Origin of the sequence: Micromonospora sp. CA-246542, assembly GCF_050942905.1 — a bacterium.
Taxonomy (GTDB): domain Bacteria; phylum Actinomycetota; class Actinomycetes; order Mycobacteriales; family Micromonosporaceae; genus Micromonospora.
The window spans coordinates 5,518,900-5,540,098 of record NZ_CP192040.1 but is presented as its reverse complement, the minus strand read 5'-3'; the positions used below and the strand labels follow the sequence as shown (position 1 = coordinate 5,540,098).

At 70.9% G+C, this 21,199-nt stretch carries 22 protein-coding genes and 2 tRNA genes; 16 read left to right on the top strand and 8 right to left on the bottom strand.

Annotation, left to right across the window (positions count from 1 at the left end):
- Window positions 1-63: 63 nt before the first annotated feature.
- Both ACQP0N_RS25605 and ACQP0N_RS25600 read left to right on the top strand, forming a co-directional pair.
- A complete protein-coding gene (locus ACQP0N_RS25605; RefSeq protein WP_433114718.1) occupies window positions 64-558 on the top strand; it encodes a sensor histidine kinase in 495 nt (164 codons plus the stop codon).
- Window positions 559-897: 339 nt separating this feature from the next.
- A complete protein-coding gene (locus ACQP0N_RS25600; protein ID WP_433114716.1) occupies window positions 898-1,905 on the top strand; it encodes a sugar phosphate isomerase/epimerase family protein in 1,008 nt (335 codons plus the stop codon).
- A 318-nt stretch (window positions 1,906-2,223) separates the two neighbouring features.
- Here ACQP0N_RS25600 and ACQP0N_RS25595 read toward each other — a convergent pair whose 3' ends face one another.
- The gene (locus ACQP0N_RS25595) at window positions 2,224-2,622 is read right to left on the bottom strand and encodes a hypothetical protein (RefSeq protein WP_355051320.1); all 399 of its coding nucleotides are present in this window, start codon (window positions 2,620-2,622) and stop codon (window positions 2,224-2,226) included.
- 329 nt (window positions 2,623-2,951) lie between these two features.
- Between ACQP0N_RS25595 and ACQP0N_RS25590 the strand changes: the two genes are divergently transcribed.
- From ACQP0N_RS25590 to ACQP0N_RS25565, 6 genes are all read left to right on the top strand, one after another.
- Window positions 2,952-3,024: transfer RNA gene (locus ACQP0N_RS25590), tRNA-Asn, on the top strand.
- Window positions 3,025-3,768: 744 nt separating this feature from the next.
- Window positions 3,769-5,892, top strand: coding sequence for an MMPL family transporter (locus tag ACQP0N_RS25585; RefSeq protein ID WP_433114714.1), 2,124 nt, complete (start codon window positions 3,769-3,771; stop codon window positions 5,890-5,892).
- Entirely contained in the window at window positions 5,882-7,120 is a 1,239-nt protein-coding gene (locus ACQP0N_RS25580; protein ID WP_433114712.1) for an FAD-dependent oxidoreductase, read from the top strand. Before ACQP0N_RS25585 ends, ACQP0N_RS25580 begins: the two co-directional genes overlap by 11 nt.
- A 56-nt stretch (window positions 7,121-7,176) precedes the next feature.
- Window positions 7,177-8,124 (top strand): hypothetical protein, encoded by a 948-nt coding sequence (locus ACQP0N_RS25575; RefSeq protein WP_433114711.1) that lies wholly within the window; start codon window positions 7,177-7,179, stop codon window positions 8,122-8,124.
- Window positions 8,121-9,806, top strand: a complete 1,686-nt coding sequence (locus tag ACQP0N_RS25570) for an insulinase family protein (RefSeq protein ID WP_433114709.1) — start codon at window positions 8,121-8,123, stop codon at window positions 9,804-9,806. Before ACQP0N_RS25575 ends, ACQP0N_RS25570 begins: the two co-directional genes overlap by 4 nt.
- 64 nt (window positions 9,807-9,870) lie before the next feature.
- Window positions 9,871-9,947, top strand: a tRNA-Ile gene (locus ACQP0N_RS25565).
- Between the two features lie 61 nt (window positions 9,948-10,008).
- Here the strand turns inward: ACQP0N_RS25565 and ACQP0N_RS25560 are convergent.
- The gene (locus ACQP0N_RS25560) at window positions 10,009-10,470 is read right to left on the bottom strand and encodes a hypothetical protein (RefSeq protein ID WP_433114707.1); all 462 of its coding nucleotides are present in this window, start codon (window positions 10,468-10,470) and stop codon (window positions 10,009-10,011) included.
- 210 nt (window positions 10,471-10,680) lie between these two features.
- Here ACQP0N_RS25560 and ACQP0N_RS25555 point away from each other — a divergent pair, with 210 nt between their 5' ends.
- Entirely contained in the window at window positions 10,681-11,049 is a 369-nt protein-coding gene (locus tag ACQP0N_RS25555; RefSeq protein ID WP_433114705.1) for a hypothetical protein, read from the top strand.
- A gap of 129 nt (window positions 11,050-11,178) precedes the next feature.
- Window positions 11,179-11,472 (top strand): hypothetical protein, encoded by a 294-nt coding sequence (locus ACQP0N_RS25550; RefSeq protein WP_433114703.1) that lies wholly within the window; start codon window positions 11,179-11,181, stop codon window positions 11,470-11,472.
- 319 nt (window positions 11,473-11,791) lie between these two features.
- On the opposite strand, the gene ACQP0N_RS25545 is transcribed toward ACQP0N_RS25550, so the two are convergent.
- From ACQP0N_RS25545 to ACQP0N_RS25530, 4 genes are all read right to left on the bottom strand, one after another.
- Complete coding sequence (locus tag ACQP0N_RS25545; RefSeq protein WP_433114701.1) at window positions 11,792-12,613, bottom strand: hypothetical protein; 822 nt, start codon at window positions 12,611-12,613, stop codon at window positions 11,792-11,794.
- Window positions 12,614-12,796: 183 nt separating this feature from the next.
- Window positions 12,797-13,330, bottom strand: coding sequence for a hypothetical protein (locus tag ACQP0N_RS25540; RefSeq protein WP_433114699.1), 534 nt, complete (start codon window positions 13,328-13,330; stop codon window positions 12,797-12,799).
- A gap of 38 nt (window positions 13,331-13,368) precedes the next feature.
- Window positions 13,369-14,022 (bottom strand): hypothetical protein, encoded by a 654-nt coding sequence (locus ACQP0N_RS25535; RefSeq protein WP_433114697.1) that lies wholly within the window; start codon window positions 14,020-14,022, stop codon window positions 13,369-13,371.
- Between the two features lie 131 nt (window positions 14,023-14,153).
- Window positions 14,154-14,579 carry a hypothetical protein gene (locus ACQP0N_RS25530; RefSeq protein WP_433114695.1) on the bottom strand — a complete coding sequence of 142 codons (426 nt, stop codon included), beginning with the start codon at window positions 14,577-14,579 and terminating at the stop codon, window positions 14,154-14,156.
- Between the two features lie 247 nt (window positions 14,580-14,826).
- Between ACQP0N_RS25530 and ACQP0N_RS25525 the strand changes: the two genes are divergently transcribed.
- The 5 genes from ACQP0N_RS25525 to ACQP0N_RS25505 all read left to right on the top strand — a co-directional run bounded on the left by ACQP0N_RS25525 (window position 14,827) and on the right by ACQP0N_RS25505 (window position 19,081).
- A complete protein-coding gene (locus ACQP0N_RS25525; RefSeq protein WP_433114693.1) occupies window positions 14,827-15,759 on the top strand; it encodes a GNAT family N-acetyltransferase in 933 nt (310 codons plus the stop codon).
- A 20-nt stretch (window positions 15,760-15,779) separates the two neighbouring features.
- Window positions 15,780-16,058 (top strand): hypothetical protein, encoded by a 279-nt coding sequence (locus ACQP0N_RS25520; protein WP_433114691.1) that lies wholly within the window; start codon window positions 15,780-15,782, stop codon window positions 16,056-16,058.
- A 68-nt stretch (window positions 16,059-16,126) separates the two neighbouring features.
- On the top strand, window positions 16,127-17,104 hold the full coding sequence (locus ACQP0N_RS25515) for a DUF6461 domain-containing protein (RefSeq protein WP_433114689.1): 978 nt from the start codon (window positions 16,127-16,129) through the stop codon (window positions 17,102-17,104).
- A gap of 191 nt (window positions 17,105-17,295) precedes the next feature.
- The gene (locus ACQP0N_RS25510; RefSeq protein ID WP_433114687.1) at window positions 17,296-17,670 is read left to right on the top strand and encodes a YciI family protein; all 375 of its coding nucleotides are present in this window, start codon (window positions 17,296-17,298) and stop codon (window positions 17,668-17,670) included.
- A gap of 220 nt (window positions 17,671-17,890) precedes the next feature.
- On the top strand, window positions 17,891-19,081 hold the full coding sequence (locus ACQP0N_RS25505; RefSeq protein ID WP_433114685.1) for a serine hydrolase domain-containing protein: 1,191 nt from the start codon (window positions 17,891-17,893) through the stop codon (window positions 19,079-19,081).
- Window positions 19,082-19,134: 53 nt separating this feature from the next.
- Here ACQP0N_RS25505 and ACQP0N_RS25500 read toward each other — a convergent pair whose 3' ends face one another.
- A complete protein-coding gene (locus tag ACQP0N_RS25500; RefSeq protein ID WP_433114683.1) occupies window positions 19,135-19,584 on the bottom strand; it encodes a DivIVA domain-containing protein in 450 nt (149 codons plus the stop codon).
- Window positions 19,585-19,683: 99 nt separating this feature from the next.
- Complete coding sequence (locus ACQP0N_RS25495) at window positions 19,684-20,223, bottom strand: TetR/AcrR family transcriptional regulator (protein ID WP_433114681.1); 540 nt, start codon at window positions 20,221-20,223, stop codon at window positions 19,684-19,686.
- An 83-nt stretch (window positions 20,224-20,306) separates the two neighbouring features.
- On the opposite strand from ACQP0N_RS25495, the gene ACQP0N_RS25490 reads away from it, so the two are divergent.
- Window positions 20,307-21,197, top strand: coding sequence for an NmrA/HSCARG family protein (locus ACQP0N_RS25490; protein ID WP_433114679.1), 891 nt, complete (start codon window positions 20,307-20,309; stop codon window positions 21,195-21,197).
- Window positions 21,198-21,199: the final 2 nt, after the last annotated feature.

Here is a 21,199-nt window from a genome sequence, read left to right as displayed (position 1 = left end):
CGTACCGCGCGTCGGACCGATGCCGCGGATCGACTGCCAGTCGGCTGCCGTACCTTGACCGGCATGGGGCGTTACGCGCGATGGCGCCGGATGGTCCAGGCGCAGGGACGCCGGCTGCACGACGCGCTGCGCCCGGCCGACGAGCCCGACCCACTGACCGGGCCGGCACCCAGCCTGAACCGCCTCGATGCCCTGGTGGAGGGCTTCGTCGCGGGCCAGCCCGTGCGCTGGAGCCTGGCCGGGGCGCCCCGGCCGCTGCCCGAGGCGGTGGACGTGGCGGCGTACCGGGTCATCGAAGAGGCCCTGACCAACGCGTGCCGGCACGCGCCGGGCGCGGCCGTCGCGGTCCGCCTGCGCTACGACGACGAGGGCATCACCATCGAGGTACGCGACGACGGCGCGGCAGCGGTGCGGAGCCCGGCGGGGACCGGTGGCGGCCTGGTCGCGGTACGCCGTCGGGTCGAGCGCGTCGGCGGCACCCTGAGCGCCGGCCCGAACCCGGGCGGCGGCTTCACCGTCCGGGCGGTCCTGCCGGCCCCCGAAGAAGTGGCCGGGTGACGGTCCGGGGCTCTCGCGATGCGGCCGGCTGACGGTCGGGGGCTTTCGCGATGCGGCCGGCTGACGGTCGGGGGCTTCGCAAAGTGGTCGGGTGACAGTCGGGGGCCTTCGCGATGCGGTCGGGTGACGGCCGGGGGCTTTCGCGATGGGCCCGGCGGAAATAGGGTGGGGGCGGCGACCGTGACGGTGGCCGGTGACCCGGTGGGAGGCGCAACCCGCCGGGCTCAGGTGCGCTCGGCACCCACCGGCGTTCCGCCCCGATGCCACGTACCGGTCTGACCGGTCACCCTCGCCCCGGTCCGCACAACGGAATCCCCATCACATCAGGGGAGAAGGACAATGGCGCGACCCATCACGCTCTTCACCGGCCAGTGGGCCGACCTGCCGTTCGAAGAGGTCTGCCGGCTCGCCTCCGAGTGGGGCTACGACGGTCTGGAGATCGCCTGCTGGGGCGACCACTTCGAGGTCGACAAGGCGCTCGCCGACGACTCGTACATCGAGCGCAAGAAGGAGACCCTGGCCAAGCACAACCTCCAGGTCTTCACGATCTCCAACCACCTGGTCGGTCAGGCGGTCTGCGACCACCCGATCGACGAGCGGCACAAGGACATCCTGCCCGGCCGCATCTGGGGTGACGGGGAGCCCGAGGGCGTACGCCAGCGGGCCGCCGAGGAGATCAAGGACACCGCTCGGGCGGCCGCGAAGCTCGGTGTGAACACCGTCGTCGGCTTCACCGGCTCGTCCATCTGGCACACCCTCGCGATGTTCCCGCCGGTGCCGCCGTCGATGATCGAGCGCGGCTACCAGGACTTCGCCGACCGGTGGAACCCGATCCTCGACGTCTTCGACGAGGTGGGGGTGCGGTTCGCGCACGAGGTGCACCCCAGCGAGATCGCGTACGACTACTGGACGACGAAGCGGACGCTCGAGGCGATCGGCAACCGGCCCGCGTTCGGGCTCAACTGGGACCCGTCGCACTTCGTCTGGCAGGAGCTGGACCCGGTGAACTTCATCTTCGACTTCGCCGACCGCATCTACCACGTCGACTGCAAGGACGCGAAGGTGCGTACCGGCGATGGCCGTCGCGGCCGGCTCGCCTCGCACCTGCCCTGGGCCGACCTGCGCCGCGGCTGGGACTTCGTCTCCACCGGCCACGGCGACGTGCCCTGGGAGGACTGCTTCCGGGCGTTGAACGCGATCGGCTACGACGGCCCGATCTCGGTCGAGTGGGAGGACGCCGGCATGGACCGCCTGGTCGGTGCCCCCGAGGCGCTGCAGTTCGTCCGCCGGCTCGCCTTCGACGCCCCGAGCGCCGCCTTCGACGCCGCGTTCAGCAGCAAGGACTGACGAGCCACCGCCCGGCCCGGCGACAACCGGGCCGGGCCGGGTTCGTCTGGCCTGGTGGCCTGGTGGCTCGGTGCCCCGGCGGCTCGGTAGCTCGGTGGCCCCCGGTGGCCTGGTGGCTCGGTAGCTCGGTGGCCCCCGGTGGCCTGGTGGCTCGGTAGCTCGGTGGCCCCCGGTGGCCTGGTGGCTCGGTTGGCCGGTGGCTAGGTTTTCCGGCGGCCGGATGGCTCAGTCGCCCGGTGGCTGGTCGGCCGGAGCACGGTCTGGACAGAGCACGGGCCGGTCGCCTCGCGGCGGCCGGCCCGTTGACGTGCGGGTGGGTCAGAGCGTGCTTGCGTTGGTGCCCGAGCCGGACGGCTTGGTGCGGGGGGTGGTGGCCGACGGCGACCCGGAGGTCGTGCCGACCGGGCTGCTGCCCGCCTTGGCGCCCACGGTGGCGGGCGTGCCGGCGAACGCGTCGTCGGCGGCGGTCAGCTCCTGCTTGCCGGTGCTGCCGTTGCCCAGCTTCTCGCCCAGCTTGGTCTGGCCGAGCTTGTCCTTGCCCTCGCTGTAGAGCCGGTTGGCCTGGGCCTGCGCGACCCCGGCCGCCTCTTGGACGGTCGGGTGGTCGAGCACCTTGCGGCCCCGGACCACGAGCTCTTCGTACTTCTCCCGGCCGGCACGGGCGCCCAGGACGAATCCCGCAGCCAGCCCGCCAAGAAACATGATCTTTCCGCGCATGGCGGCTCCTTCCGTACCTGACGCGCCGTCGCCCCGTCGGGTCGCCCCGCCGGACGCGACCAATCCGCGCCTGCGTCCTCTGTCCGCAGCTAACTACCCATCCTGCTCTCCGCTCAAGCCTGCTTGTGCCCGGATGGCGATTTGCCCTGATTGTGAACGCGCTCCCAGCTCTGACCTGCGGATCTGGATCATGGTGGGCTGCGGGTGGATTGGGGGTGTGCCGCTGGTGGGCTGCGGGTGGAACCCACTGGACCACCACCCGGGGATGTCCTGTACTCTTGTCCCCGTCGCACGGTGCCGGCGAGATCCGGACACCAAGCGGTGCACGATCCCCTGTAGCTCAATTGGCAGAGCAGCCGGCTGTTAACCGGCAGGTTATTGGTTCGAGTCCAATCGGGGGAGCTTCTCCACCCAACGCCCGTCGGCCCACGCCGACGGGCGTTCCCGTATCCCCACCCTCTCAGCCTCCTCGGGTCGTCCCTGCCCTCGGGTCGTCCCTGCCCTCGGGTCGTCCCTGGCCCCCGGCCCTCCCGGCCATGGCGCGCTTCGGCACTGCCGGGCCCTCCCGGCCCTGGCCCCTGAAGGCGCTCCCGCCCGGCTCCTCCACCCTCGGTCCTGCTCCGACCCCATCCTGGGCACTGCCTCGGCCTCGCCTTGCCTCGGCCCAACCCCTGCCTCGGCCTCGCGGCCCACCCCTGCGCGCCGATCTTGCACTTGGTGCGGTGGCATATAGGGATGTAGTGGGCCTTTCGACAACCGAAAGTGCAAGATCGACGCGATCGCGCCGGCAAGCATGAAGGCGCGCGGGTGTGTGGGGTGGAAGGTCGGCGTTCGAGGCAGCAACTTCAGCGATGTTGCTGCTTCCCGCGTGGCGGATGCAGCAACATCGGTGAAGTTGTGAGGATCTTGGGCGCGGGGCGCGGGGCGCGGGGCGCGGGGCGCGGGGCGCGGGGCGCGGGGCGCGGGGCGCGGGGCGCGGGGCGCGGGGCGCGGGGCGCGGGGCGCGGGGCGCGGGGCGCGAGGCGCGAGGCGCGAGGCGGAATGAGAGGTTCGGCCCGCTTGGGACTCGTGGGACCGGCAGGATGACGATGTCGACCTGGACTCCCGCTGCGTCGATTGTTGCGTCGATTCTTGGAGTGAGCGCGAATGTCCGGACGAGGGGGCTTCGGCCGGGCCACGCTGGTCGCGGTGGTGGTCGTACTGGCCTGGTTGGTGATCGGCGCAGTGGCCGGCCCGTACGCCGGACGGCTCGGTGAGGTCTCCACCAACGACAACGCCGCCTTCCTGCCCACCGACGCCGAGGCGACCCGTGCCCAGGATCTCGCCGGTGGGTTCGTCGACCGGCCGACCACTCCGGCGCTGGTCGTCTACGAGCGGTCGTCGGGGATCACCGACGCCGACCGGCAGCGGGTCGCCGCCGACGCGGCCCGCTTCGCCCAGGTGCCCGGCGTGGTCACGCCGCTGCCCCCGCCGATTCCCAGCGAGGACGGCCAGGCGCTACAGGTCGTCGTGCCGGTGGACGACGCCGAGGGTGAGCAGATCGGCGCGGTCGTCCGACAGGTGCGCGACATCGCCGGGGGCGACCGGGACGGTCTAACCGTGGACGTCGCGGGCCCGGCCGGTCTGCTCGCCGACCTGATCGAGGTCTTCTCCGCCATCGACGGGCCGCTGCTGCTCGTCACGCTCGTCGTGGTGCTGGTCATCCTGCTGATCGTCTACCGCAGCCCGGTCCTGTGGGTCTTCCCCCTGCTGGCCGCGGGGATGTCGTACGCCCTCGCCGCGGTCTTCGTCTACCTGCTCGCCGACGCCGACGTCCTCAAACTCAACGGGCAGGCGCAGGGCATCCTCACCGTGCTGGTCTTCGGCGCGGGCACCGACTACGCGCTGCTGCTGATCGCCCGCTACCGGGAGGAGCTGCACCGGCACGACCGCCCGTGGGGCGCGATGCGTGCCGCGTGGCGGGGTGCGGCGCCGGCCATCATCGCGTCCGGCGGCACGGTCATCGTCAGCCTGCTCTGCCTGCTGCTGTCCAGCCTGAACTCCAACCGGGCGCTCGGGCCGGTCGCCGCCATCGGCATCGCCGCCACGCTGCTGGTGATGCTCACCTTCCTGCCCGCGCTGCTGGTGCTGGGCGGTCGGTGGGCGTTCTGGCCCCGACGTCCCCGGGTGGACCAGGCCGACCCGCAGGCCGAGCACGGCATCTGGAGCCGGATCGCCGGCTTCGTGGCCCGGCACGCCCGACCGATCTGGCTGAGCACGGCCGTCGTGCTGGCGGTGCTGACGCTCGGCCTCACCCAGCTCGGCGCGACCATCCTCGGTCAGTCCGACCTGTTCACCCAGCGCACCGACTCGGTGGACGGTCAGGAGGTGATCGCCCGGCACTACCCGGCCGGCACCGGCAGCCCGGCCACCATCTTCACCACCGAGCAGTCCGCGCAGCGGGTGGCACAGGTGGCGCAGGGCGTGCCGGGGGTGGCGGCCGTCCGCCCGTTCGGCGGCGGCCAACAGGGCGGCCCGCCCGACCGCAACGCCGCCCCGAAGGTCGTCGACGGTCGGGTGCAACTGGAGGCGACCCTGACCGACCCACCGGACAGTGACGGTGCCGAGCGGACCATCCGCGACCTGCGGGAGGCCGTACACCGGGTGCCCGACGCGAACGCCGTGGTCGGCGGCTTCACCGCGATCAACGTGGACACCTCGGACGCCGCGAAGCGCGACCAGAATGTCATCATCCCGGTGGTGCTGGTGGTCATCGCGGTGATCCTGGCCCTGCTGCTGCGCGCCCTCCTCGCGCCGCTGCTGCTCATCGGCACGGTGCTGCTCAGCTTCGCGGCCACCCTCGGCCTGTGCGCGCTGCTGTTCCGCCACGTCTTCGGCTTTCCCGGCGTGGACTCCTCGTTTCCGCTGTTCGCGTTCGTGTTCCTCGTCGCGCTCGGCATCGACTACAACATCTTCCTGATGAGCCGGGTCCGCGAGGAGTCGGTCAAGCGGGGTACCCGGGCCGGTGTGCTCGCCGGCCTCGCCGTCACCGGCGGGGTGATCACGTCCGCCGGCATCGTGCTCGCCGCGACGTTCTCCGCCCTCGCCGTGCTGCCGCTGGTGGTGCTTGTCGAGCTGGGTACGGCGGTCGCGATCGGGGTACTGATCGACACGATCATCGTCCGGTCGCTGCTGGTGCCCGCGCTGACGTACGACATCGGGCCGAAGATCTGGTGGCCGGGCCGGTTGTCCCGGACGAACGGCGAGCGGGAGGCGCGCGATGCTGGCTGAGACCGACGTGGTGGTCGTCGGCGGTGGCCTGGCGGGCCTCGCCGCCGCCCGCCGGCTGCACCGCGCGGGCGTGCCCTGGCGGCTGCTGGAGGCCGGTGGCCGGCTCGGGGGTCGGGTCGCCACCGACGTCGTCGACGGGTACCTGATCGACCGTGGTTTCCAGGTGCTCAACACCGCCTACCCGAAGCTCGGCACGCTGCTCGACACGGACCGCCTGAACCTCGGATACTTCACCTCCGGCGTGCTGGTCCGTCGGGGCGACGACCTGCTGCGGCTGGTCAACCCGCTGCGTGAGCCGACCGGCGGCCCGCGTACCGCCCTCGCCGGCGTCGGTTCGTTGCTCGACCGGATCCGCTTCGCCGCGCTCGCCACCGGTGCCGCCACCCTGCCGGCGTCCCGCCTGCTCGCCGCGTCGGAGACCACCACGGAGACGGCGCTGCGCCGGGCCGGTCTCTCCGACGCGATCATCGAGGAGTTGCTGCGGCCGTTCCTGTCCGGTGTGTTCATCGACCGGGAGTTGGTGACCTCCAGCCACGTGTTCGCGATGGTGCTGCGCTCGTTCGCCCGGGGCCGCATCGGTCTGCCCGCCGAGGGGATGGCCGCGCTGCCCCGGGCCATCGCCGACCCGCTCCCGGTCGACCTGCTCGACCTGGACACCCCGGTCGCGCAGGTCGCGCCCGGCCTGGTCCGCACGCAGGCCGGCGACATCAGATGCCGGGCCGTCGTGGTCGCCGTCGATCCGCCCGCCGCGGCCGCGCTGCTGCCGGCTCTGACGACGGTACGGATGCACAGCTACACGACGTACTACCACAGCGCTCCCGAACCACCGCTCCGCGAGCCGATCCTGCTCGTCGACGGTGACCGTCGGGAGATCGTGGCGAACACGGTGGTGCTCAGCAACGCCGTGCCGACCTACGCCCCGGCCGGCCGGCACCTCGTGGCCACCTCGGTGGTCGGCCCGACGGCCCCGCCCGAACCGACCATCCGGGCCGAGTTGACCCGGCTGTACGGACGATCCACCGCCGACTGGACGCACCTCACCACCGTGTCCGTACCGGACGCGCTGCCCGCCGCCCCACCCCCGCAGGGACGGCTGCGCAAGCCGGTCGCGCTCGGGCAGGGGCTGTTCGTGGCCGGTGACCACCGGGACAGCCCATCGATCCAGGGCGCTCTCGCCAGCGGTTGGCGTGCCGCCGGCGCAGTGCTGGAGGAGCTGCGCGCCGGCTGACCCCGCGCCTCGAAAGAGGACACCGCAGCCGTAAATGATCACCTATGATCGCCGCCATGCCCGCCACCCTCCCGGCGCCCACCTTCGACGTCGCCGACGCGTACCCCGAGGTCAGTGACCTGCACAAGGCGCTCGACGCCGCCGACTGGCCCGCGGTGCGGGCGGTGTTCGCGGACCGCGACCCGGACGGCCGCACGCTGCTCGTCGCCGCGGCCGGCGACAAGGTCGGGACCGAGTCGTTCCTGCGCCAGGTGTACGACGCGGACCCCACCGACCAGCTCGCGGGGACGTTGCTCGGCAACCACCTCATCCGCGCCGGCTGGCGGATCCGCAGCGGCTACCGGGCCCGGTACGTCAGCCGGGAGCAGTTCGACCAGTTCCACGACCATCTGCGTCGCGCCGAACGGGTCCTCATCGACGTCACCGCCCGGCACCCCGACGACGCGGCCGCCTGGACCCAGCGCATCACCATCGCCCGGGGTCTGCAACTGGGCCAGAACGAGGCGCGTCGCCGCTACGACCGACTCGCCCAGCACCACCCCCACCACGCGCCCGCCCAGGCGACGCTGTTGCAGCAGCTCTGCCCGAAGTGGAGCGGCGACTGGGACCGCGCCTTCGCCTTCGCCCGCGAGTGCGCGCAGGCCGCGCCCGCCGGCGCGCCCAACGCCGTGGTGCTCGCCGAGGCGCACCTGGAACGCTGGCTCGACTTCGACACCGAGCGGGAACGCGCCGCGTACGTGCGCAGCGCCCCCGTCGTGGACGAGATCATGCAGGCCGGGCAGCGGTCCGTGCTGCACCCGGACTTCGTCGACCGGCCCGGCTGGGTCTGGGTCCGCTCGTCGTTCGCGCTGGTGTTCAGCCTCACCGAGCAGTGGTCCGCGGCGGCCAGCCAGTTCAGAGCGCTCGGCAACCTCGGCTCGGAATTCCCCTGGACGTACGCGGACGACGCCGAGGGCTACACGAAGTACCGCGCGAAGGCGTACGCGAAGGGTGGCCAGTCGTGATCCAGCACCTGGACGTGGACGGGGTGCCCACGCTGCTCGCCCCCACCGGTGGGCCGATGCGCGCCGGGCTGACCTTCCGGGTCGGCACCGCCGACGAGACCCTCGCCCGCGCCGGCACCACCCACCTCATCGAGCACCTCGCGCTCGCGCCGCTCGGCCTGGCCGACTACCACGTCAACGGCGTGACCGCGCCGGCGTTCACCATGTTCCACACGCAGGGCTCCGAGACCGACATCGCGGCGTTCCTGACCGCCGTCTGCGGGCACCTGTCCGACCTGCCGGTCGCGCGACTCGACGTCGAGAAGGACATCCTGCGTACCGAGTGGAGCAGCCGGGGCGCCGCCGCGATCGACGACATCCCGCTGTGGCGACACGGGGCCCGCGACTTCGGTCTCAGCAGCTACCCGGAGTGGGGCCTGGGCGCGCTGACCGCCGACGACCTGCGCGAGTGGACGGCCCGCTGGTTCACCCGGGAGAACGCGGTGCTGTGGATCTGCGGCGACCGCGTGCCCGCGGGGCTCCGGCTGCCGCTGCCGACCGGGGTACGCCAGCCGGTCCCGGCGGTCTCGTCGGCGCTGCCGCAGACCCCCGCGTACTTCGTGCACGGCGCCCGGGCCGTGGTGCTCGACGCCGTGGTGCGGCGCAGCGCCGCCGCGGCCGTCTTCGCCGGTGTGCTCGAACGGGAGCTGTACCGGTCGCTGCGCCAGGAATCCGGTCTCTCCTACACCGCCACCACCGGGTACGACCCGCGCGGCGACGGCAACGCCACGCTGCGGGCGCTCGCCGACGCGCTGGCGGAGAAGCAGGACGCTGTTCTCGGCGGCTTCGTCGACGTGCTCGCCAAGCTGCGGGTCGGCCGGATCGAGCAGGCTGACCTGGACGCCACCGTGGCCAAGCGCGAGGATCTGCTCGGCACCGCCGAGGTCGATGCCGCGCGACTTCCCGGGTACGCCCTGAACGTGCTCACCGGGGAGCCCAACCTCACCATCGACGAGCACCGGGCCGAGTTGAAGGCCGTCAACCTGGCCGACCTGCACGAGGTCGCCGGCGAGGTGATGGGCTCCGCGCTGCTCATGGTGCCGCGAGGGCTCACCGCCGACTGGGCCGGCTTCGTCGCCGCGCCCACTCACTCCACGGAGGTCCTGGAAGGCACCGGCTACTCGGCGAAGGAGGGCAACGCCGCCCTGCGGATCGGCGTCGACGGGGTGACGCTGCTCCAGGGCGACAAGCCGCTGACCGTCCGCTACGCCGACTGCGCCGCCATGCTCACCTGGCCCGACGGAGCACGGCAACTGATCGGCGCGGACGCCATCGTGCTGCACATCGAGCCGACGATGTTCCACCTGCACCCGGCGGCGCTCCCGGTCATCGACGCCCAGGTGCCGGCCGACCGGCACATCAGCATGCCGGCACGTACGCCGGACGAGATCCCGCAGCCCTCCGCGCCGGAGAAGCCGGCCCGTGCGCCCGGCGACCGCCCCTGGTGGGAGGTCGCGATGATCGTGGTCAGCGGCGTCGCCGTCCTCGTGGCGGGTGCCGTGAGCCTCCTGGTGACCTACGTCATGGTCGCCGCCGGCACCGAGCCGGGCGAAGAGTGGCTCTGGGGCGTCGTCGTGGCAGGCTGGCTGCTCACTGTTATCCTCGCGTTGCCCATCGTGCTGCTGTGGCGACGGCGGCGGTGATGGGACGGGGCCGCATCGGCGCTGGCCCGTGATCCACCGGGCGGGATAAGATCCGCGCGGTTCCGGGGCGGTAGCTCAGCCGGTTAGAGCAGGGGACTCATAATCCCTCGGTCGCGGGTTCGAGTCCCGCCCGCCCCACCACTTACCTCTGGTCGGCCATGCTTTCGACGAACCAGGCGAGCCGCATCGAGGTCCGATGCCATCAATCGAGGCAGTGGACGTGAACGGCGATGTGCTGTGGCTGATCGCCGCCCGTGTCTCGGTGTAGGACCTCAAGTTCGACACGGCGCCGGTCCGCTGAGGCGGGCTCGTTCTCCTCGCCGACCAGGCAGGTGGGATACGTGCCGTCGTTGTGCAGTGTCCCGCGCGCGTCCTGCCAGCTCTCGGCGATCACGGAGTAGATCGTGTCGCCATCGAGAGGGTTCCGGAGCGCCCCGTCTTCGGCAAACGCGATGGACCTGGTCTCGTCGTTCGACCAGGTGACCGTCCCGACGAGCAGCTCCGCCTTGGCAGTGTGCGGTTCGTCGCCGAGCTTGGCCGCCCCGAAGCCGCCGATCAGCCCTACGGCGACCAGCGCCAGAGAGAACGCAACCGTGGGGAGGCGGCGATGTGGTGGGGGAGGGACCGCCGCCTCCTGCGTCGTGTCGGGGGCTCGCACTGGCATGGGTGCAAGGTACGCGATCGGCGCTTACCGGGCTGGCCCAGAAGTGTCTGTCCTGCCACCATCCGCGCTGACGTCGCGGATCAGTTGGCGGACGACTGTCGCACCTCAGACGACGGAGGACAGTCGGTCAGACACCTTGTCTAATCCCACCATTGCTGGATGTGGCCTGCGGAGTGAGTCCCTGTAGGGCTGTGCCTCAGAATCGTGCCCATGAGCGCTTCTGACCTTGTAGCGGTCGAACTCACCGCAGACGAGCGGTTCCTGTTGAGCCGAGGATTGGGTGAGTGGGGCGGACCCGCCAATCCAACGGATGACCTCGCACGGGCAATGGGTTTCGTCAGCAAGGAGGACCTGTGGCGAGGCGAGGGACGCAGGCTGCGAGAGGCGCTGGACCACGGGGAGCCGTTGACGAGGTCGCAGTGGCGAAGGGCGGTGCTGGCCACTGAGATCGTCTTCGCGAGCGACGTGGTGGGTTCTGGCTGGGATTGGTCGATCACCACTGGGCTTTCCGATGAGGAGACGATCAAGCTGTTGCGGGTGGTGCAGCGGAAGGTGGCCCGCGCGCTGCGGATGCCCTAGACACCGGCAGCCGCTTTGCGGGGTTGGCTGGCATTCAGGTTCCGGACCGGCTGGTGGTGCGTCGGACGATGCGGGTGCCGTCGTCTGATGCGAGTGCCGTCGTCGCAGGCGATGGCCAGCTTGGTGTCGGTGACCTGGATGGTGACCGTCTTGCCGGCGGGAGAGCATCGTCTGATGCTGGCTTGCGTGGTGAATGGCTGTCATCGTTCGGCGACGCGTGGACAGGCGTGGACCGACGAACCGCTGGATGGGATCGAGCAGTACCAGAAGGGGATCAAGCTCGAACTCTCCGTCCAGGACCTCGCGGTCCGGTTGGTGCTGTGCGACGAACACGCCCGGGAGTTGACCGCGGCTGCGTGGGAGGCGGTGCTGGCCAAGCTCACCGGGTGGGGGTGGCAGCCGCTTCGCCGAGTAAACGGCTGACCCCGCCAGACGTCGACCGACTTCGGCCCCCGGACCAAAGGGAGAGCGGTCCGCATCTGGTCCGCAAGAGGTCGACGGACAGCGGGGGAGCGGTGTGAGATGTCGAGAGAGATTCCCGCTGCTAGACCCGACGTGTCCAGGTCGCCGGCACTGGTAATTGGATCTCATAATCCCTCGGTCGCGGGTTCGAGTCCCGCCCGCCCCAACACGTACCCCTCTGGTCAGCCATGCCGCCGACAGTCCGGACGGGCCAGCGTCGAGGTCGGGACCGACGCCCCCAGTCCGCAGCAGCGGCCTGATCGCTCGATCGCGTACGTGGTCAGGAGGTCGTCGGGGCGTGGCCCCGAGAAGCTGCTTCCCAACGCACGCCGGGCGGAACGAGGCCGAACCAGGCTCCGATGGCGGCCATTGAGGCGATGAGGTACGCCGCCCACCACCCGAGCAGCGCCCACATACCGTGGCCGACGAGGTCGGCCAGGCCGAGCGCGAGGAACACGAGAAAAAGGTAGGCCAGACGGCCGTACGAGAGGCTCCCGCTCTTCGGCAACTCATGGGCCTTGCGGATCGGAATGAGGCTGACCCCGTAGGGACGACGGAGCAGCGTGAAACTCGCCGGCCAGAGCCGCCCGTACCCGGCCACGTCGACCACGCTGACGCCGGGCCCGTGCCGGATCGTAGCCTGACGCGACCTGGTCAGCTCGCGCAACCACGGTTCCCAGACGACACGTTGGTGCAGGACGACGCCCCTGCCCCGGCCGCCCACCGTCAGCCACACGGAGTATCCCTTGGGGCTGGTGTTGATCCCGCCGGCGGCGCTTACCGCGTGCGCCGCTGCGGTGACCAGCCCCGCGCTTCCCGGCTGCTTCCCCTGTGCCAGATGCGCGGTCACCATGACGCGCCTCGCGGGAGCACGAGCGGCACCCCACCATTGAACCAGGCGGACGAGCCAGGACAGCACCAGAAAGGCTCCCGGAGCCAGCACCACGCGGATGACGCCCGCTCCGTGCCCGACCCGCGGGTCGGTACTCAGCCGGTACCCCAGCGCGATGAGGGCGGCCAACGCCACGACGTTGCCGATCACGAACATCGGCGCGCGAGCAGGCCGATTCGCCGAGCTAGCCGTACCTCCGCTGCTGGCCATGGCGTCCGTCCTACCTGTTCGCCCTCAGACCTAGCCACGACGCTAGCAACGCCGAGCAAGGCTCACATCGAGCGTCCGTTCCAGATCTCCACCGGTGCAATGCAGTGCGGTCGCGGACGGGCCCTGAGCTGATCAAGTCATGCCGATGATGAGCGGGCGGTTCGCAAGGATCCCCCGTCCAGATCAATCCTGGATTGAATCGGTCGGCGTGAGCACGACGCGTCGAGTGTGATCCAGGTGGCGCGTGATCGTGTACCTGCCGGTGGCGCCAACCCTCGGGACCTGGCCGGTCCATTCCAGGGCTGCTGAGCAATCTTCGAACCGCACCACGTACTCCCTGTTCGAAGTGAAGAGGTGAGTGACGGTGGCGGTGACCGCAGAGCCGGTCGGGAAGCGCATCTTGAGGGCCAGCCACTCCTCGGGGCTGAGGTTGGTGGGGAGGTAGGTCCGGGAGCGGAACGACGCGTCGAGTGGGAAGAGACGCACCTGACCTGGCCGGTGCTGGAGAACCTCGAACGTCAGCACTGCGCCAACCGAGGGCCACTCGGCCGGGTCGTGAGGCAGGACGAGGACGTCGACGAAGCCCTCCACATCCTGGCCCAGGTCCACGAGCAGCCCGATCGCTCCGGGCCTCGGTATGTGGACGACCTGGCCCGTGACGTGTTCACCCACGGGCAAGCGACGGCGGGCCACATCGAGCTCATCCCGCTCTGCCACGGGCGACAGCCTCCTCGGACGCCGCGGATCCATGCCTCCTACAGCCACTCCATGTCGATGTTGCCGGAGTAGACGCGCGCAACCCGATAGTCGGGACGTCCGAACAGCTCCGCTTCGCCGTTGTAGATCGCGATCAGAGAGCCTGCCCCATGCCACCAGGTGTCGACAATGCCGGCAGTCTCTGGCACGCGTCGCATACCGGAGAGGTCAAGGTCGGCAACCGCGTCGCCAGAAAGCCTGGTAACCGTCTCTGCGATCTGCTCTGCCGACTGGGCGAGCGCCAGTGACTCGACCCAGCCTTCGATGCGGACGTGCAGGGGCACCCAGCTGTCCATGGCGATGCCGAAGCCTCCGTCAGGTCCGATCAGGAAGGAGTACGGCAACGCCGTCCGTTGCGGTCCTGCCTCGAACCACCAGCCCGGCTCGGGGAGGTCGTTCTCCCACTCCGGTGTGTCGGCGCGCAGCATTCGCGGCCCTCCGTCGTAGCTGAACGACGGAGGTAGGGCGAGTCCGCCCCAGCGAGCCTGATAGCTCTCCGCCCGGTCGACGACTTCCGACGGAATGCCGTTGGCCTCCCACTGCTCGCGCCAGTCACTGATAGAGGGCACGTCGAGCCAAACTCCATGGACTGCCACGAAGCGGCGAGCCCGGGCACTCAGGCTGGACGGTGCGTCACGGACGTGTCGCGTCACGCGGGCAGCTTATTCGATCTTCCATGCGCCTCTGGCTTGGCAGCGAACGCCTCGGATCCATGCTTCCGGCACGCGGTGGTTTCTGCGAGCGGCCAGGCTAGGGCAGCAAGACCTCGAGGCTCTGCCCCTCCCTACTTCGGGGAAGGGGGATCCACGTACTCGCCGAACGGCTCGACCGATCCGTCCCACCCGAGCCAACCCTGTTGGGTCATCCGTCCGTCGGCGTAGACGTAGGACCAGCGGGAGCCGTCCTCACCTTCGAAATGGACGACCCCCGAGCGAACGAACGGCGCGATCGCGACGTAGAAGGCGATGGCCTGCTTCGACCACTTGGGGTCGCCCTCGTCGTCGTGATCGAACTCGATCCAGTCCCCGTCGCGGGTGATCGAGGCCCTGGCCTCGCACGCGATGTCGACGAGCCGATCATTCACCTCACCCATGTCGGGCTCGTACCAGCGACTCTGTTCGGCCATGGCGGCTTTGGCGGCGGCCGTCGCGGCGGCGTCGTCCGATTCCGGTAGGTGCAGACGGCCCGATGGCCACACCGAATATCCCACGGCGGGCAGTCTACGGTCGTCGATGTTCTGCGACTCGAACAGCGACCTATCGCCGGGACAGTCCGACGGCGGCAGCCAAGCGGGCCACGTCGGCTGTTGTCGGGCCGGCTCGCAGCGCGGCGGTCAGCGCCTCCCGGGCGACGGGGCGGGTCCGCGTCTCCGCGGGAGCGACGCGATCGGCGTTGGAGCTTCGCGCCGGCCGCCTGGGCGGCGTTCATCAGCAGCGCGGCATCGCTAGCCTCTGCACGTGATCTCCTACCGCGCTAGCACCCCCGCAGACCTCGATCGCGTGACCGCGTGGGTCGGAACCGAGCCCGTTGGGTGGATTCCCGCCGACCGTTACCTGGCCGATCTGGCCGACGGCATGTACCGGCCGGAATGGACATGGATCGCCGAGCACGACGGCCGGGTCGTGGGGCGGGCGTTGTGGTGGGGTCCGAAGGGCAGCCCGCATCCGGTCGCGCTCGACTGCCTCGACGTGAATCCTGCCGTGGGCGACCGTTCCGCCGTCGCGGCCGAACTGATGAGGGCCGCGCTGGCCGGGTTTCCGCAACCGGTGCAGTACAGGATCAACGTCACGGGTGGCTGGCGTGACGATCCCGCCACCTCGGCGGCCGTCGAGTGGCGACGGGCGGCGGCGCACGCGGCGGGGCTCACCCGGGAGGTGGAGCGGCTGCAGTTCGAGTGGGCACCCGCCGACGGGGTACCTCCCCTGACCGGCCGGCTGCGGTTCACCGAGGCCTCCGACGAGCAGTTCCTCGCGGTGTTCAGGAGAATCGCCGAGGGCAGCCTGGACGCCCAGACCCGTGCGAACCTGGCCACCAAGGGCATCGACGAGACCGCGCGTGAGGAGATGGACTTCTATCTCAGGGCGCCGGGCAAGCGGGAGTGGTGGCGGATCGCCCACACGCGCGACGAGGAGGTGGCGGGCTTGGCGATTCCCTCCGCGACCGCGTACAACGTGAACGTCGGCTATCTCGGGGTGGTGCCGGAGTTCCGCGGGCGCGGCTACGTGGACGAAGTGCTCGCCGAGATCACCCGCTTTCACGCGGCCAACGGGGAGTCGCGCATCACCGCCACCACCGACATGGGCAACGCGCCCATGGCGGCCGCCTTCCGTCGCGCCGGGTACCGCAACACGGGGATCCGGATAAACCTTTCCAACGACGTGCAGCCCTAGACCGGGAAAGGTTTCCGCGCGTGGCCACTGATGAATGGAAGGGCGTCATCAACCAGATCCTGTACGGGTTGATGTTCACCCCTCAACTGAACGACGACACGGCCGACCAGATGGCTACGGCGATGGTCGAGCGCCGCTACTTCGGTGCCGGTCCCGACGCCTACGCCTACGCGATCGTCCAGGCCGGACGGTACGACGGCCCGCTGACCGACGAGATCGAGACGCCGCACGGAGAGGCGGCGTTCCGCGACTTCCTCGGCCGGCTCGGCAGCCGGTTGGAAGCGCTGCGAGCCTCGTAGGGATCACCGGAGATCACCGGGTGGAACAGGGGCACCATCGCCGTCGATGATCGTCGTACCGTGTTCCGATGGTCTCGGACGCGGTGCGGTACTACGACGACTTCCTCTCCGAGCGGGACTGGCTCGCCGAGGGGCTGAGCTGGGCCGTGGTGCAGCCGGCGAGTGCCGAGGCCACCGTCGACGGGGTCGTCAAGCGGCTGCGGGCCAGGCGCGTCGAGCCGGGTGACGGGCAGGCGGGTGAGCTTGCCGACCTGGCCCAGGTCGGCCCGAACGTGCTGGTGTTCCAGGACAATGGCTGCGCGTTGAGTCGGCCCGAGGTGCTGCGCTGGCTCAGCGACGGTACGCGGGTGCACACCGTCGAGTGGACCGTGAACGGCAACGGCGGCCTGACGTACGCGGTGTACGGCCGGGTGCTCGCCTGGATGGACCTGAACGACCCGGAGCGGCGGCACGGCGACGACCCGTCCGCGTTCGCCGACGACCTGGACGACGTACGCGCCGCGCGCGGAACCGGGTACGTGCGGTCGGCGGCGATGGCGTTCGTCGAGCGGCGGACCGGGGTGCGGCTGCCGGCCGAGTGGATGAGCGACGAGGGGGCCGATCCGCAGGCCGGGCCGTGGGTGACGGTGCGGCTGCCGCACATCCCGGCCGACCCCAGGCCGCCGTCGAACTTCGGTCACTACGAGCCCGACCTGGACGCGCGGCTGCGGGCCGCGCCGGATGAGGTACGGCGGGCGGCGGTGGCGCACGCCGTACGGGCGGTGACCACGCGGCTCCGGTTCAGCGACGACGACCTGGCGAGGCAGGCGGTCGAGGCCGTCGAGCGGGGGCTGAGCGTGGACACGGAGACCCGGTGGAGGATCGCCCGCCTCACGGCGCGGGTCGGTGACGTCCGGGCCGGCGCCGACGCCGCGCACGCCCTGCACGCGGCGCTGGGCGCGGGTAAGGCCGGCGTCGACGCGCTGGGCGCCGCGCGGCATGCGCTCGGCGAGGAGTGGCCGGCGGTGCGCCAGGACCTGTACCGCCTGGTACGGGAGACCGGCTGACGGGGTCGGATCGACGCCAAGATCTGCACAATATCCCCGATGTTGCTGCTGCCTCAGCCACGCGGGAGACAGCAACATCCCCGAAGTTGCTGCCACGGACGTCACTCCACGCCGTCGAATCGGGGTCGGGCCGTTCGTGGTACGGGTGGAGGTGGTCGGCGAAGGCCGCCCGGGAGACGAGGAGTTCTGAGATGGCGCGGTACCTGATCTCGTTCAACGACGGCGCGATGGACCACATCCCCGCCGAGGAGTTGCCCGAGGTGGGCAAGGCGGCGCATGCCGTGCTCCAGGAGGCCGTGGACGCGGGCGTCTGGGTGTTCGGCGGCGGCCTTCAACGGCAGCGGGCCGGCATCGTGGCCACGGACGGGTCGGTCACCGACGGCCTCTACCCGGAGACCAAGGAGGTCATCGGCGGGTTCGTGGTCGTCGACGTGGCAACCCGCGAGGAGGCGCTCGGGTGGGCTGCCAAGTTCGCCGCCGCTTGCCGCTGCGCCCAGGAGGTCCGGGAGATCATGGCCGACCCCGAGATGGAGGAGATGCTCCGCCGCGCCGACCGTCGAGGGTGACCTTCCTCGGGAAGATCCTGGCGGAGCGGTATACCTCAGCGGAATGACCATTCCACCGAGGTATACCGCTCGCCAGCGCCGGTGCGGTCGGTCGAGCAGACCCGGGTGGGCCCGGTAGCGCAGGCTGTACCAGCAGGAGGGCAGCTGGGGGGATCGTCCCTGGATCGGAATTCTTGAACCCTTGATGGCGTCAAGCGTTTCCGAACCTCAGGGAGCAGTCATGCCGCCGTACGCCGTCACGTCCACGCGCCGCCGAGCCCTGCGGGCGGTCGCCGCGACACTGGCCGCCGCCACCATTCTGACCGGCTCCGCCGCGTTCGCCGCCACCGACAGCGGTCGCCCGGCCGGGCCACCCGATGCCGTGCAACGGCAACTGGATGGCCTGGTCAGCGAGAGCGGCTTCCCCGGCGTCCTCGCCTCCGTACGGGGGGCCGACGGCCGGGTCCGCGACTACACCGCCGGGGTCGGCGACCTCCAGACGCGTCGCCCGGTTCCCCGGGACGGCCAGGTCCGCATCGGCAGCAACACCAAGACCTTCACCGCGGTGGTCGTCCTGCAGTTGGTGGGGGAGGGGCGCATCGACCTGGATGCCACGGTCGAGCACTACCTGCCCGGAGTCGTGCGAGGTCACGGCAACGACGGCGACGCGATCACCGTACGTCAGCTGTTGCAGCAGACGAGCGGCCTGCCGGACTACGACGACGTGCTGTTCACCGAGGCACAGGACCTCGTCGACAAGAGCCACTCGTACTACCAGCCGAGGCGGCTGGTGGATGCCGCGCTGACGAACGCGCCGCACTTCGCGCCCGGCGCGAGGTGGGAGTACAGCAACACGAACTACGTCCTCGCCGGGCTCATCGTCGAGCAGGTCACCGAGCGTCCCATCGGCGAGGAGATCACCAACCGGATCATCAGGCCACTCGGCCTGCGCGACACCTACTGGCCGGGGGTGGGGGAGCAGTCTCTTCGGGGTACGCACCCGCACGGCTACGTCGGAGTGGCCCCCGGCGCACCGTGGGTGGACGTCACCGACATGGACCCGTCGCTGGGCTGGGCCGCCGGTCAACTGGTCTCCACGCCCGACGAGTTGCGGACCTTCTTCCAGGCGCTCGTCGACGGCCGCCTGCTCAAGCCCGCGCAGCAGAAGGCGATGATGACCACCGTGCCCGCGCCCGGCTTCGAGCCGACCGGCGAGTACGCGTACGGGCTCGGCATCGCCAGCCACGAGTTGCCCTGCGGCGTCGAAGCCTGGGGCCACGGCGGCGACATCCAGGGCTTCGAGACCCGCAACCTGGTGACCCGCGACGGCCGTGGGGCCGTGGTCGCCGTGACCGGCCTGCCGACCGGTGAGCAGATGCTCGCCGAGGTGAACGAGAGCGTCGAGACGGCGCTGTGCGGCACTGACCACTGAGCATCGTCGGCCCGTGACATCGCACGCGGACCCGCGCGCCCGCCTTTCGGACGCTACGGCGAGCCGACGCCGTAGGAAGGCGGCTCCCAGCGGGTACCGGTAATCCCGGCCGCCTGTTCGTGCGCGCGGTTGAGGATCGACTCCGCCTCCCGCCGCGCGGCGGTCACGATGTTCTCCGCCTCGAGTCGCGCGACGGCGCGGTGGTCCTCGGCCTGCTTCTCGGCGAGGTCGAGGATCTGCTCCACCCGGGTACCCAGGCCGCTGAGGGCCGGCGTCTCCCGCTTGCGTCGTCGCGGAGCGGCGGCGGCCTGGTCGTCCTCTCCCCGGTCGGCCAGGCCGTCCTCGACGAGGTGGGACTCGCCGGTGCCGATCAGGGAGAGCGCGACTCCGATCGCGGCGACCGCGACACCGGACCAGAGGGCGGCCGGCCCCAGGGCCGGACCGACCGCGCCGCCGACGCCGAGCCCGACGAGGACGGCTGCGGTCCTGGCTGGCTTGCGCACGGGTCCTCCAACGACGGTACGGGCGCGGGCATCGGCTTCCAGCATGACGATCGAGTCAAGCTCGCCGGCCCCGAACACTCCATCGTGGAGCGAGGTCGGTCACCGTGCGGGGGGCTGGATTCCCGCCAGGGAGAGGGCCAGGAGTCGTTCCGCCTTCGTGGCGTCAGCCGGCTGGGCGGCGAGTGAGATGGCGTTGGCGAGGGTCATCACGTCCGCCATGACGACATCCGCGCGTACGGTTCCCTGCTCGACGGCCCGACGCAACAGCTTCTCGCCCGCCGCGCTGAGCGTCGCGCCGCAGGTCTCGTTCTCCTCGGGTGGCGCGTTCAGCAGTGTCACCGCGAGCCCACGGGTCGTCGTGGCGTACACGGTGACCTCCCGCAACCAGGTGGTGAAGGCGGCGAGAGCGTCCGGCTCGGCCAGCAGGTCCTCGGCGCGACCGGCGAGGTTCTGCACGCAGGTCCGGAAGACGGCCTGGAGCAGGGACCACCGGGACGGGAAGCGCCGGTGCAGGGTCGCCGAGCCGACCCCGGCGGAGCGGGCGATCTCCTCCAGCGAGGCGTACGCGCCATCGCGGGCGATCGCCTCGGCGGCCGCCTTCACGATGAGGTCGTAGTTGCGTTGTGCGTCGGCTCTCATGGCCCGCCCTTGCCAAAGTGGGGTGGTCCCCCATATCGTAGCCGGCGACAAGTGGGGGGACGCCCCACTTATTTGGAGGCATCATGGCTGTCCTCGTCATCGGCGCGACCGGCAAGCAGGGAGGGGCTACCGCCCGAGCACTGCTCGACCGTGGCGTCGTGGTCCGTGCCCTGGTCCGCGACGTCGCCACCGACAGCGCACAGGCTCTGGCCGCGCGCGGCGCCGAACTGGTCAAGGGCGACCTGGACGATCCCGCGTCGCTGCTCGCCGCGGCCCAGGGGATGGACGGCCTCTTCTCGATCCCGTTTCCCGACGTGGCGAACCTGCGGGGCGACGCCGAGCTGACGCGCGGTCGGAACGTCGTCGAGGCCGCCCGCCGGGCCGGCGTGGCACACGTCGTACACAGCAGCGTGTCCGGCGCGGGCGACTTCCACCGCAGCCAGCCCGGCTGGGCCGAGGGCCGCTGGGACCGGCACTACTGGGAGAGCAAGGCGGCGATCGACGAGATGGTCCGCACCGGTGGCTTCGCGCACTGGACCGTCCTGGCGCCCTCGACGTTCATGGAGAACCTCGTCGGCTGGTCGTACCTCTTCGGTGACTGGTCCAGCGGCACAATCATCACCGGCTTCGCGGCGGACACCCAGCTTCCCTGGGTCGCCGTCGACGACATCGGAGAGGCCGCAGCGATCGCGTTCACGGACCCGGGACGGCTCGACGGCCTGGACGTCGAACTCGCCGGCGACCTGCTCACCATGACCGAGGTGGCCGCGATCCTCAGCGAGGTCACCGGCCGGACGATCTCCGCGCCCGTGCTCACTCCGCGGGAAGCCGTCGAACGCGGACTGCTTCCCGCCATGGTCAATTCGGTCGAGCGGATCAACGAGAACGGCAGCCCCGCCCGTCCCGACATCACCCGGGCGCTCGGCCTGCCCACGACCGACTTCCGGACGTGGGCACGCCGCACATTCTCCTGAGG

Excerpts from the sequence above, each read along its gene's own strand:
- ACQP0N_RS25560 (WP_433114707.1), bottom strand. The coding sequence starts at position 10,470 with ATGCCAGTGCGAGCCCCCGACACGACGCAGGAGGCGGCGGTCCCTCCC.
- ACQP0N_RS25585 (WP_433114714.1), top strand. The coding sequence starts at position 3,769 with ATGTCCGGACGAGGGGGCTTCGGCCGGGCCACGCTGGTCGCGGTGGTG.
- ACQP0N_RS25495 (WP_433114681.1), bottom strand. The coding sequence starts at position 20,223 with ATGAGAGCCGACGCACAACGCAACTACGACCTCATCGTGAAGGCGGCC.
- ACQP0N_RS25505 (WP_433114685.1), top strand. The coding sequence starts at position 17,891 with ATGCCGCCGTACGCCGTCACGTCCACGCGCCGCCGAGCCCTGCGGGCG.
- ACQP0N_RS25490 (WP_433114679.1), top strand. The coding sequence starts at position 20,307 with ATGGCTGTCCTCGTCATCGGCGCGACCGGCAAGCAGGGAGGGGCTACC.
- ACQP0N_RS25555 (WP_433114705.1), top strand. The coding sequence starts at position 10,681 with ATGAGCGCTTCTGACCTTGTAGCGGTCGAACTCACCGCAGACGAGCGG.
- ACQP0N_RS25515 (WP_433114689.1), top strand. The coding sequence starts at position 16,127 with ATGGTCTCGGACGCGGTGCGGTACTACGACGACTTCCTCTCCGAGCGG.
- ACQP0N_RS25605 (WP_433114718.1), top strand. The coding sequence starts at position 64 with ATGGGGCGTTACGCGCGATGGCGCCGGATGGTCCAGGCGCAGGGACGC.
- ACQP0N_RS25580 (WP_433114712.1), top strand. The coding sequence starts at position 5,882 with ATGCTGGCTGAGACCGACGTGGTGGTCGTCGGCGGTGGCCTGGCGGGC.
- ACQP0N_RS25600 (WP_433114716.1), top strand. The coding sequence starts at position 898 with ATGGCGCGACCCATCACGCTCTTCACCGGCCAGTGGGCCGACCTGCCG.
- ACQP0N_RS25545 (WP_433114701.1), bottom strand. The coding sequence starts at position 12,613 with ATGGCCAGCAGCGGAGGTACGGCTAGCTCGGCGAATCGGCCTGCTCGC.
- ACQP0N_RS25510 (WP_433114687.1), top strand. The coding sequence starts at position 17,296 with ATGGCGCGGTACCTGATCTCGTTCAACGACGGCGCGATGGACCACATC.
- ACQP0N_RS25575 (WP_433114711.1), top strand. The coding sequence starts at position 7,177 with ATGCCCGCCACCCTCCCGGCGCCCACCTTCGACGTCGCCGACGCGTAC.
- ACQP0N_RS25595 (WP_355051320.1), bottom strand. The coding sequence starts at position 2,622 with ATGCGCGGAAAGATCATGTTTCTTGGCGGGCTGGCTGCGGGATTCGTC.